Origin of the sequence: Laspinema palackyanum D2c, assembly GCF_025370875.1 — a bacterium.
In the GTDB taxonomy this organism is placed as follows: domain Bacteria; phylum Cyanobacteriota; class Cyanobacteriia; order Cyanobacteriales; family Laspinemataceae; genus Laspinema; species Laspinema palackyanum.
On record NZ_JAMXFD010000002.1, the window covers coordinates 578,036 to 591,008 of the forward strand.

The 12,973-nt window shown below is 50.3% G+C and carries 5 protein-coding genes; 4 read left to right on the forward strand and 1 reads right to left on the reverse strand.

The features are described 5' to 3' along the window. Nucleotides 1-125 precede the first annotated feature (125 nt). Nucleotides 126-2,381 (forward strand): transglycosylase domain-containing protein, encoded by a 2,256-nt coding sequence (locus NG795_RS05135; protein ID WP_367287584.1) that lies wholly within the window; start codon nucleotides 126-128, stop codon nucleotides 2,379-2,381. Between the two features lie 301 nt (nucleotides 2,382-2,682). Here the strand turns inward: NG795_RS05135 and NG795_RS05140 are convergent, their stop codons facing one another. Then, on the reverse strand, nucleotides 2,683-3,210 hold the full coding sequence (locus tag NG795_RS05140) for a DUF937 domain-containing protein (RefSeq protein ID WP_367287585.1): 528 nt from the start codon (nucleotides 3,208-3,210) through the stop codon (nucleotides 2,683-2,685). 286 nt (nucleotides 3,211-3,496) lie between these two features. Here NG795_RS05140 and NG795_RS05145 point away from each other — a divergent pair, with 286 nt between their 5' ends. The 3 genes from NG795_RS05145 (at nucleotide 3,497) to NG795_RS05155 (ending at nucleotide 12,479) form a co-directional block, all read left to right on the forward strand. Beyond that, nucleotides 3,497-6,454: a two-partner secretion domain-containing protein gene (locus tag NG795_RS05145; RefSeq protein WP_367287586.1), complete on the forward strand. Its 2,958-nt coding sequence runs from the start codon at nucleotides 3,497-3,499 to the stop codon at nucleotides 6,452-6,454. Nucleotides 6,455-6,713: 259 nt separating this feature from the next. Beyond that, a complete protein-coding gene (locus tag NG795_RS05150; protein WP_367287587.1) occupies nucleotides 6,714-9,575 on the forward strand; it encodes a two-partner secretion domain-containing protein in 2,862 nt (953 codons plus the stop codon). A 255-nt stretch (nucleotides 9,576-9,830) separates the two neighbouring features. After that, nucleotides 9,831-12,479, forward strand: coding sequence for a CHAT domain-containing protein (locus NG795_RS05155; protein WP_367287588.1), 2,649 nt, complete (start codon nucleotides 9,831-9,833; stop codon nucleotides 12,477-12,479). The last annotated feature ends 494 nt before the right edge of the window (nucleotides 12,480-12,973 follow it).

Below are 12,973 nucleotides of genomic sequence, written 5' to 3' on the forward strand. Positions count from 1 at the left end.
AAACCGGCTTTCTTTACTCAATCTCTGTTCGCTTTGCAACAAATTAACCACAGAAACCCGGTAACAGTTCTATTTTTTATTCAATATTGTCCTTGGTTATCGAGTAAGCGCGCCAGCATAGCATAATGAGTCCACCGCAGCCCCCCCAACAGCCTAAAACTCTCCTGGGTACGATTACCCAAGTCACCCAGACGGTTTTAGCAAAGGTTCATTTTTCCCGACTGGCCCTCAAACCCAATGCCCGAGTGCCAGAACTTTGGGTTCAAGATGCGGGTAGCCCAAAACCGGAGGTTTATCCCCTGTTGGGCGATCGCTATATCATTGGGCGATCGTCCAAAACTAGCGATATTGTGGTCCGCAATCCCGTGGTGAGTCAGACTCATGCCTCCCTCTCCCGGGATACCAATCGTCGCAATACTCCCTTCTATCTCAAAGACGAAAACTCCACCAACGGCATCTTTCGCGGCAAGCGTCGCATTACCTCCACCCCCATCCGTCACCGTCAAACCTTTACCCTGGGACCCCCGGAACTCGCCGATTGCGTTCAGGTCCAGTACATTGACCCGCCCCCCTGGTATGTCCGCGCTGCAAGATGGAGCTTTTATACCAGCAGTGGGGTGGCGGGATTAGTTGCAGTCTTTCTTGGGGTGGAATGGCAGAAATTTCAAGTGCGCCCCTTCCCCATTTCTATGCAGGGTCCCGTGGTCGTCTATGCCCGGGATGGAGCCACCCCCCTACGTCCGCCCTTTAATAACGCTCACCGGGAACTGAATCAGTTATCCGAATTTTCCCCTTATTTGTCTAATGCCCTCGTTGCTTCAGAAGATAGTCGTTATTATTGGCATTTTGGGGTTGACCCAATTGGGACCCTGCGGGCTCTGAGTGTGAATTTACGCGGAGGCAGTCTCCAAGGGGGCAGCACCCTCACCCAACAACTCGCCCGCAGTTTGTTTCGGGATTATGTCGGAACGGAAGACTCGGCGGGTCGCAAGATTCGCGAGGCGATCGTCTCTTTAAAATTAGAAACGTTTTATAACAAAGATGAGCTGCTGTTAACTTACTTAAACCGGGTCTATTTAGGCATTGACCTCTATGGATTTGAAGATGCGGCCCAATTTTATTTTGCTAAGTCTGCTGCGGATTTGACCTTATCGGAAGCGGCAACTTTGGTGGGGATTTTGCCTGCACCCAATGCCTTTAATCCGGTGCAAAATTATCAACTCGCGGTCAAATACCGCGATGGGGTGATCTATCGGATGCGGCGGTTGGGGATGGTGTCTCAGGAAGAGGCCGATCGCGCAAGGCGATCTCGCATTGAGGTTAACCCCCGCGCCGTCGAAATTCTCGGCAGTACGATCGCCCCCTATTTCTACAGTCATGTTTTTGCTGAACTCGAAGAATTATTAGGGGAACAACTGGCGCGAGAAGGGAATTTTATTGTCGAAACCTCCCTAGACCCGGCGATTCAAACCGAGTCCGAAAAGGCGTTACAAAATACGGTGCAGACGAACGGTTCTCAATTTGGATTCTCCCAAGGCGCAGTCGTTACCCTGGATTCCCGAACTGGAGAAATTTTAGCCCTGACTGGGGGGGTCGATTATCGCCAAAGTCAGTTTAATCGCGCTACTCAAGCGTTACGTCAACCGGGTTCGACCTTTAAAGTGTTTGCTTATGGTGCGGCCCTCGATCGCGGCATCTCCCCGGGTCAGACTTTTTCCTGTGAACCGTTCAGTTGGTCGGGTCAATCTTATAGTGGATGCGAACGCAGTAGCGGTTCGATTGATATGTATCAAGGCATGGCGCAATCGGAAAATTCCGTTGCTTTGCGAATTGCCCGAGATGCGGGGTTAGATCAGGTGGTACAAATGGCCCGTCGTCTGGGGATTCAGTCCGAACTTAAGGCGGTTCCCGGGTTGGTACTCGGTCAGAGTGAGGTGACGGTCCTGGAGTTGACCGGCGCTTTTGGGGCGATCGCCAATCGCGGAGTTCGCAATCGTCCTCATGCGATTCAGCGGATTTTTGATACCAGTGATTGCAGCGATCGCGATGACTTGAGTACCTGTCGGGTCATTTACGATTATCAAAGCGATCGCAGCGCTAATCAGGATGTTCTCTCTGGAGAAGTCTCCGATACCCTCACCGTTTTATTGCAAGGAGTGATTCGCGGCGGGACCGGCAACAGTGCCTCCCTCGGTTTGGATGAAGCGGGGAAAACCGGGACGACTAACGATAATGTAGACCTGTGGTTTGTCGGGTATGTCCCCTCAGCAGAATTAGTGACGGGAGTTTGGTTGGGAAATGATGATAATACTCCCACTTCCGCAAGTAGCGCTCAAGCGGCCCAGCTTTGGCGGGATTATATGCGTCAAATCGTTCCTTAGTTGAGGTTTTCGGGGGGGTTCACTCACCCACCTGAAATGGTCAAATCAGGCCGCCGCCAAAATTTTTTCTTTTTTTCGATAAAAATCACTTAATTCATGTTATTATATGAGATAATGGAACTATATTTGCTAGTTTTAAAATTGCAAATATTCCCATTATAAAATAATTTTAACAAAAGTCAAGAGAAAGCGCAAGACCTTTGAAAAAAAAAGTTGCCAAAATTTCAAATTGCAATTTAGAAATTTTGGCCGGACTGTTAACCAAGGAGGTTCCCCGCAGGGAACCTCATCAAACAGAAGACTAAGGATTCGTTAAAAAACGACTGGCTAATTGGATAGCATCACCGAGATTCACATCCCCATCATTATTGGCATCTAAAAATTGATTGAGAACCGGGTTAGAACCCGTTTGGGGATTGTCAGAACTAGCCCCGGTTTGTAATAATTGGAGAACCACGGGGATTAATAAGGGTAGCATCGATTGAATTTGTTGAGGATCTAAGCCTGTGCGGGACGCGATCGCGGAAATCATTGCATTGAGTTGAGGGATAGAAAACAAGGCAGCGATCGCCGCAGAATTAGCAGTCGTCCCACTAAACTGATTTACCAAAGACTGAACCGAATTATTCCCGCCAGTTGCCCGTTTCTCCTGTAAAGAAGACCGAACAAAATGGCTGACAATTGATAGCATCGATTGAGTCGTTCCGGGGTCGGTATGGTAAGTCTGACTCAGTTGTTGTACCGCATTGATCACACTGCCAATTTGATTGGTACTGGCTTGTTGGGTAGGATTACTGATCGCACTAACGATTTGGTTAAATAGTTCCATGAATGATGACTCCAAAAGAATTGTCAAAAAAATCGAGAACCCAATGGCAGCAATCCGCCAGGTAGGTCACTCTACTATTACGATAGTCGAAATCAGGCAGATTGGCTGGCAGAGGAAAAAGGGCCTTTGAGAAGATGGGGGCGTCCCCAGTGAAGGAACGTAGACAAAACTAGGATGGGGAGTCAAAGGTGCGATCGCCACCAAGGGGAAAAAATGAGAGAAAATTCCCTTGTTCCAATTCCAATTCCAAGTGCTACATTGGAGAGAATCACTATTCGTAAGAGACATGAATTATTTCTTAAAGCAAGTAAATCCTCCAAAACTTTCTGATGTTTTGATGAGTAAATTCTGCCTAAATCGGCGAAATGGGTTGAGAATTTGGGTGGCGATCGCCTTGGGAAGTTTTTTCTATCCTCTTAGCAATCCAGCCCAGGCACAAATCTTTCCTGATGGAACACTTCCCAGTCCAAGCGTGGTAACAAATGAAGGGACTATTCAGAGGATTACGGGAGGGACAGAAATGGGAGGAAGCCTCTTCCATAGCTTCCAAGAATTTTCTGTGATGACCGGGAATACCGCCGTTTTTGAAAATTCATTAACCGTAGAAAATATCCTGACTCGAATTACGGGAGTAAACAGTTCCCTGATTGATGGAATCATCCGCGCTAATGGCAGCGCCAATCTCTATTTAATCAATCCCAACGGGATTGTTTTCGGTCCCAATGCTCAACTGAGTATTGGGGGTTCATTTTTTGCCAGTACCGCCGAGAGTATAGTCCTAGGGGATGGGAGTTTATTTAGTGCGATCGACCCAGAAGCCCCCCCGTTGCTGACCGTCAACGTGCCGGTGGGGTTACAATTTGGGGCAAATCCGGGCAACATTGGGGTCCAGTCCCAAGGGAGAGACAGTAGCGGAGAACCCGTGGGATTGCAAGTGTTGCCCGGGCAAACCGTCGGACTCTTTGGAGGGAATGTGCTACTAGAGGGGGGACAAGTGCGATCGCCCGGAGGACGGATTGAAATCGGCAGCGTGGGAGGCAATAGCCGAATCAGCCTGACCCCCACAGAACGGGGGATGAGGGCGGGATATGAAGGGGTCGAGAGCTTCCAGGATATTCAACTGACTCAACGCAGTGGGATCAACACCAGTGGGGATGGGGGAGGAACCATTCACCTGCAAGGACGGCGAATCGCCGTCGGGGAAGGGTCTCAAGTCCTAGGGGTCAATGTCGGAGTGCTGCCGGGGGGATCGCTGAATATCAAAGCCTCCGAATTAGTAGCAATTACCGGCGCTGACCCAGATAATTTTACCGCAGTCGTCAGCGATACGCGGGGAGTGGGGACCGGGGGAGACTTGAATATTGAAACCGGACAATTTTTACTCCAGGGGACCGGATTAGTCTCTGCCAGCACCTTTGGACTCGGTGCCGGAGGAAATCTTACCATAAAGGCCGCCGATTCCATTACCGTAATTGGGGTGGGATTTGAGCCATTAGAGTTATTAATTGGGGGAGCATTAACCGGACAACTGCAACCGGAAGATCGCATCGGGGGTTTGGTGGCGGGAACCGTGGGAGAAGCACCCACGGGAAATATGACCTTAGAAGCTGGGAACGCGATCGGGTTGTATAATGGGGGGGTAATTCATAGTCCGGCCTTTGGAGATGCGGCAGGGGGTAACCTTCAGATGAGGGCGGGAAACAAGATAGAAGCGATCGCCGCTGGGGTGTTATCCAATACTGCATTTGGGAGTAACGCTTCTGCCGGGGATATTACCATTGAAACTCGCAACCTGATTATCACCGATGGCACCGTGATTTCCAGTGCAACCCTGGGTAATGGTCCAGGGGGGAATATTATGGTTAATGCGTCAGAATTGGTGGAAATCAGTGGAACCGTCCCCGGAAATGTGCTCCCGACGGGAATTTTAAATAACACCCTCTTTGGAACCGGGACCGGGGGTGACGTGACGATTAAAACCACGCGGTTAATTAATCGCGGGGGTGCATTGATTTCGACCAATAGTGGGGGGGGAAATCAATCCACTGGATTGGTGACATCTGGGGGAGTCGGAGGGAATATTACCATTGAAGCGAGTGAGTCAGTGGAGATTTCCGGCGTGTCCCCGGATGGGCAAGTCACCAGTGGTCCGGGAACGACGACATTTAGTGAGAATCCGGCGGGGAATTTAACCATTTCCACGGGGAAGTTAACCATTAGTGAGGGGGCGATCGTGTCCTCAGCGACGTTTAATAGTGGGGATGGGGGAACCCTAACGGTGAATGCCTCAGAAGGGATTGATATTTCCGGGCGATCGCCGATTACCGGATTACCGAGTACCTTAGTTTCCTCTTCCGGACGGGCGGATATACCGGATTTGGAAGTCACCGGGTCCGGAGGGAACTTGCGGGTGAGTACCGGAGAATTGGTGGTTCGGGATGGAGCCACTTTAGATGTGAGAAGTTTTGGGGCAGGGAATGCCGGGATTTTAGAAATTGTCGCCGATTCCGTGCGGGTAGATACGGGGGGGAGTTTGAATGCCGCAACAGTTTCGGGTGCCGGGGGTAACATTCAACTGCGATCGCCCACCCTGCTGTTACGTCGCGGGGGCAATATCACCACCAATGCCGGGAATACCGATGGAGGGAACATTGCGATCGATACCCAAATTTTAACTGCACTCGATAACAGTGATATTACCGCCAATGCCTTAGCGGGACGAGGGGGACGAGTCAGCATCAATGCCGAGGGGATTTTTGGTACCGAATTTCGTGAAGCAGAAACCCCGCGCAGTGATATTACCGCCACCTCGGACCTGGGACCCGAGTTTAGCGGAACCGTGGAACTGAACACCCCGGATGCAGATTCCAGCTTAGGAGTTGTGCAACTCCAAGATAATTTTGTGAATGCGGATCAACTAATTGCTCAGAACTTCTGTGCCACCGGAGACGTGAGTAGCTTTACGGTGACGGGACGAGGAGGATTGCCCGACTCTCCCACGGAACTGCTGAATTCTACGGTGATTTTAGATGATTTGCGCTTGGTGCAGACTGAGGGAACAGCACTCCAGGGTCAATCCAATCCAATGGGGGAGATCACAGGAGAGAAAATGGCTCAACCGGGTCCCCTCGTAGAAGCGCAAGGCTGGAGTGTCACCCCTTCCGGGACCGTGGTTCTGGTGGCCCAAGCCCCCCAGGTTACGCCCCTGAGTTCTTGGGTGAAGCAACAGAATTGTGGAGAGTGAACGGGAAATCAATTTGGAGAGGGGGTAAGGGGATAGTTTGGATAGCCCGTTGAAACTTGATAGGGGCGATCGCTCATTTTGTGCTACAACCCTGGTGGAGTTCGCGAACAAACCATTAGCGGAAAAATCGTCCACTCTTTTCCTTTTTAAAAGGCTAAAATGAATGATTGGTTTCAGGCGAGTCAATTATCACCCATTTATCCGATTGTTTCCTAAGTCATTCGGCCTAAAGCGCCGCAATGTCATAACGCTTTCAGGAGTGCTCATCCTGTGGAGTGGGTCATCGGGATGTGGTGTCAAAGCAGAGGCGCAAATCATTCCCGATTCCAGCCTGCATAACCCTACCCTGGTTACCCCCGATGGGACGACTTACCGAATCACTGGCGGGACAGAAATTGGCGGAAATCTCTTCCATAGCTTTCAGGAATTTGCTCTGATGACGGGGAATACCGCCCGGTTTGAGAATTCATTGAGGGTAGAAAATATCCTCACCCGAATTACCGGAGAAAATCCTTCTACCATTGATGGCATTATCCGCGTCAATGGCAGTGCAAATCTCTATTTAATTAATCCTAACGGGATTGTTTTTGGTCCCAATGCTGAATTAAAGATTGGAGGTTCATTTGTGGCGAGTACCGCCGAGAGTGTCCTCATGAGTGATGGGAGTCTGTTTAGTGCTATCAACCCAGAATCACCCCCCTTGCTGACGGTAAACGTGCCAGTGGGGTTACAATTTGGGCCCAACCCGGGGACTATTGTGGTGCAATCTCAAGGGATAGATAGAGAAACCGGAGGATTGCAAGGGTCACCGGGGCAAAGTTTGGGGCTATTTGGGGGGAATGTGTTCCTAGAGGGGGGACAAGTGCGATCGCCTGGGGGAAGGATTGAAATCGGCAGTGTGGCAGGCAATAGCCGGATCAGTTTGATGCCCACCCCAAGGGGAATTCAAGGGGGATATGAAGGCGTAGAAAGCTTTCAAGACATTCAACTGACCCAACAGAGTCGCATCAATACCAGTGGAGAGGGGGGTGGCACGATTCATCTGCAAGGACGGCAAATTGGTATTTCCGACGGGTCTCAGGTTTTGGCCCTGAATACAGGTTCCCGACCCGGGGGACCTGTAAAAATCACAGCCACGGAATTAGTCGCACTGACGGGGGCTGATCCCGATAATTTTAGTACAATTATCAGCGACAGTCAGGGAGTCGGGACCGGGGGAGACTTGAATATTGAAACCGGACAATTTTTACTCCAAGGAACGGCTTTTTTATCCGCGAGTAGCTTTGGACAAGGTGCCGGAGGAAATCTGCGGATTGATGCAGTAGATTCCATCACCCTGATTGGAGTAGGATTTGGACCCTTAGAAGGGGTGCTGGGGGCCGCATTAACGGGACAACTGCAACCGGGCGATCGCATTGGCGGGTTGTTTGCCGGAACCGTCGGCATGGCTCCAGCGGGGAATATCACTTTAGAGGCGGGGAATGGGATTGGATTGTATAATGGGGCGATCGTCTTCAGTCCCACCTTTGGGACAGAATCCAGCGGGGAAATTCAGATGCGCGCCAACAATCACATCGAGGCGATCGCCAGTGGCATTTTTTCCAATACCGCCCTCGGCAGTGCCGGATCAGCGGGAAATATTGAAATTGCAACGGGTCATCTGAGGATACAAGACGGGAGCATCATTTCCAGTTCCACCTTGGGCAGTGGACCCGGTGCCGAAATTATGATTAATACCTCACAAGGGGTGGAAATCACCGGCACCCGACCGGAAAACCTCCTACCCACGGGCATCTTGAATAACACCATCTTTGGGTCCGGGACTGGGGGAGATATTAAAATTACCACGGGACAGTTGAGGATTCGGGAGGGGGCATTAATTGTCACCAGTACCGGAACAGGTCCCAACGTCGGTTCCCTAGCTGCCGGGGGACCCGGGGGGAATATTCAGATAGAGGCAAGGGAGTCGATAGAAATTGTGGGAGTCTCCCCCGATGGGATGGTTACCAGTAGTATTGCCACCAGTACCTTTGGAGTTCCCCCCTCTGGGAATCTCACGATTTCCACGCGGCAGTTAACCCTAACAGACGGGGGAATCGTCTCCACCGGGACCTTTGGTTCTGGGAGTGGCGGAACCCTGACGGTGAATGCCACCGAAGGGATGGACATTTCCGGAAAGTCGCCCATTACCGGACTACCGACGGGATTGGATTCCTCTTCAGGACGTGGAGATTTCGACAATCAAGAGATTAGCGGATCGGCCGGGGACCTGCGCATCAACACCGGACAGTTACGGGTCCGGGATGGGGCGAATATTGATGTGAGGAGTTTGGGCCCGGGGAATGCGGGTACTCTGGAAATTGTGGCGGAGTCGGTCCGTCTGGATACGGGAGGGAGTCTCAATGCCACCACGGTTTCCGGTGCAGGGGGTGATATTCAACTGCGATCGCCGGATATATTACTCTCTCGCGGCAGTCATATCACAACCAACGCCGGGAATACCAATGGCGGAAATATTACCATCGACGCCCAAATCTTGACCGCCTTGGGAAATAGTGACATTACCGCCAATGCCCTGACTGGACGGGGTGGACGAGTTAGTATTAATGCCGAAGGCATCTTCGGCACTCAATTTCGCCAGACCCCCACCGCCAGCAGTGACATTACCGCCACCTCTGAACTGGGACCAGAGTTTAGCGGTTCTGTGGAACTGAATACTCCAGATACAGATTCGAGTTTAGGAATTGTATCCTTGCAAGAGAATTTTGTAGATGCTACCCAATTGATTGCCCAAAACTTCTGTGCCAAGGGTCAAGGGAGTCGCTTTACCCTTACGGGACGAGGAGGTTTGCCCGCTTCTCCCACGGAAACCCTGAATCCGTCAGTCATTTTAGATGATTTGCGCCTCGTTCCTATGGCAGGAATGCCGGTTCAGGGTCAATTCAGGTCAGAAGAGGCCCTCACTGGGGGAAAACGACCCCAGAACCCCCCTGTGGTGGAGGCCCAAGGTTGGCGGGTGAATCCAGGGGGGACCGTGGTTTTGGTCACTGACACCCCCCGAGTCAGCCCTCACAGTTCCTGGGTGAGCTCCGGGGTGGATTGTAGGGAATCAGGGGATTAAATCTGTTAGGGAATTGTAATTTTGGGGTGCAATAGTTGTTGTCTGGGTTGTAAGGAGGGGAGACCTAACCCCCCAGCCCCCTTCCCTCCGAGGGAAGGGGGAGCCGGAAGGCTCCTCTTAGCTCCCTCTCATCTTACGAGAGGCTGGGGAGAGGTCTCTGAGTTGGTGGGTATCTTGAAAGATTATACAGAAGGTTTATTTTATTTTTCCGGGTTCAAGAAATAATCACGATTCATTCCCAAAGGAAATCAAAAAATGCAGAAATTTCGATTTATTATTGTTGCCTTATTGGGTTTTAGTTTAAGCCTGAGTGTTCGGGTCGCTTGGGGGTTGAGTCCCGAGGGGTCATCTTCCGTGAGTTTGAATGCCCAAGGGGTTACTGAATTATTAACTCAAGGAAAAAGTCACTATGAAGCGGGACAGTTTTCGGATGCGGTGCAGTTTTGGGAACAGGCGGCGATCGCCTTGGGAGAACAAGGGAATGTATTGGGTCAAGCCCAGGCATTGAGCTTTTTATCGTTAGCGTATCAGAGTTTAGGAGATTATCCGAAAGCGACGGAGGCGATCGCCTCAGCACAAGGGGCCATTGCCCGAGTTTCTAAAGGCGATCGGGGCGATCGCGAAACGATCCGCGCCCAAATTTTAAATGCAGAAGGTCGTCTCCAATTCTTCCTGGGAAATGCTGAAGCCGCCTTAACCACCTGGCAAGAAGCCACCGCTGCTTATCGCCAAGCACAAGACCCGACGGGGGAAATTCTCAGCCAAATTAATCAAGCCCGGGCGATGCAAGGACTAGGACTCTATCGCCGTGCTACCAACCTGTTAAAACAGGTGGAACAACAATTAGAAAACCAGTCCGATCGCTCGATTCAATCGGTAGGATTATTGAACCTGGGAGAGGTCCTGCGAGCCAGTGGCGCATTTCAGCAGTCGGAAAGCCTGTTACGCGACGCCCTAGCCTTACAAAACACTCGGGAAGCAACTGAACAAACCGGGGCTATTTTATTAAGCTTAGGCAATACATTACGGGCATTAAATAATTCCGAAGAAGCCATTCGCTACTATCAAAAGGCGGCGGAAAGTGCCAGTCAATTTCCTCAAGTTAAACTGCAAGCGCAATTAAATCAATTCAGTTTATTAATTGAAACCGGGAATTGGGAAAAAGCCCGCCAACTGATTGCAGAAATTTCCGAACCCCTTTCCCTGTTATCTCCCTCTCGACCGGGGATTTATGCCCAAGTGAATTTGGCACAAAATTTGATTTGCCTGGAACAACAAAAAGCGAACTGCCTCGGACAGGAAGAAGAAAATCCGATTCCTGGGCAATTTCAAATGGGTGGAACGATTCCTTTACTAGAAAAGGCCGTCATCGCTGCTCGTCAGATTAGGGATCAACGGGCTGAGTCTTATGCCTTGGGAAATTTAGGGAGAATTTATGAAGAAATGGGAGAGGTTAAGACAGCGCGAGAGTATAGCGAAACGGCCTTAAATATTGCTCAAACGATTCAAGCCTCGGATATAGCTTATCAGTGGCAATGGCAGTTAGGAAGACTGCGGATTCAGAGTGGAGATCAACCCGGGGCGATCGCGGCCTATAGTGAAGCCGTGAATAGCTTGCAATCCCTCCGCAGCGATTTGGTGGCGATTGATCGTCAGGTGCAGTTTTCCTTCCGCGATCGCGTCGAACCCCTCTATCGACAATTGGTGAGTTTATTGCTCGATCGCGCCAAACAAGTCGAACCCCAACCCGCCCAGAAATATCTCAAACAAGCTCGGGACACCATTGAATCCCTACAACTGGCAGAACTAGATAACTATTTTAAAGATGCCTGTTTGGATGTGCAACCGGAACAAATTGATGAAGTAGACCCGCAAGCGGCTACGCTTTATCCGATGATTTTGCCCGATCGATTGGCGGTGATTCTCTCCATTTCCGGACAACCGCTCATCCAGTATGAAACCCTCCAACCTGCCGCCGAAATTGAGAATACCCTAGAGCAATTCCAGCAATTTCTTAACCCAGCCTTTTCTAACCGGCAGCGGTTACAATTGTCCCAAGAACTCTATAATTGGTTAATTCGTCCGGCGGAATCAGCCTTAGCAGAAAATGGAGTGGAAACTTTAGTCTTTGTCCTGGATGGGTTCTTAAGAAATCTCCCCATGTCGGCCCTCCATGATGGCGATCGCTATATCATTGAACGCTATAATGTGGCCCTGACTCCGGGCTTACAACTCCTCGCCCCGCGACCCTTAACCGGGGAAAAAATTCAAGTTTTGAGTGCCGGAATTACGGATGCAAGGCAGGGATTCAGTGCATTACCTGGAGTACAAGTTGAATTAGAACAGATTGGAGATTGGGTCCCGAATTCTACCATCTTGCTCGATGGCGAATTTACGGAATTCAACCTAGCCACTGCCATAGCTGCTGTGGATTTCCCCGTGATTCATTTAGCCACCCACGGTCAATTTAGCTCAGATTCGGAGCAGACCTTTATTCTGACTTGGGATGATAAAATTCGCGTCACGGAGTTTGAAGAACTGCTCAGAACTCGGGAATCGGGTTTAGCAACTCCCATTGAATTACTGGTGCTGAGTGCTTGCCAAACGGCGGCTGGAGATAAGCAAGCTGGGTTAGGATTGGCGGGGGTCGCCGTGCGGTCCGGTGCGCGCTCTACCTTAGCTACTCTCTGGTCCGTGAATGATCAATCTACCGCCATGTTGGTGACAGAATTTTACCGCAATTTGGTGGGGGTGGCCACGGAAGATGGAATCACCCAATCGGGACAACTGCCGATGAGTAAAGCTCAGGCCCTGCGGCAGAGTCAGTTAGCCTTATTACAAGACCCGAAATATGAGCATCCCTTTTATTGGGCACCCTTTGTACTGGTGGGAAATTGGCTTTAAAGGGTAACAATCCGGTGACCCCTGTCATGAAAGAGAAGGGGAGGGTAAAAAGAGTAAAAATGGCGGAAATCTCGGGAAAAAACTAGCCGGATGACAGGGGGAAATGATTAGGGTTGAGTCATCTCATCAACCCCCCACTCATCGGATTAATTGAAGCAGGACTTATGCCACCCTCTCATTTATAGTGAGTCTCAATGAATTGGAGGGTCAGACTATTGCAAGACTTGCTATAGAATGAAATCAGAGCAATTCATAAATTGCCCTGACCGGGGCGGTAAAATCCGAAATTTTGCTTAAGTTTTGTAATGCTCTGGCCCAGAGAGTTCAATCCAGCGGATTGTAAAATTTTGATGAGCTCGCAGGGGGAATAAGGAAGAAGACTGCCTCAATCATCCAGTGTCTGTTGGCGGCGTAAGCCTGGTTGACTGACAAAAGTTAAGAATGAGGGCTGAAAGCTTTACATTCAGGGATTTTTAGCCTGGGGCTTGAAAAGA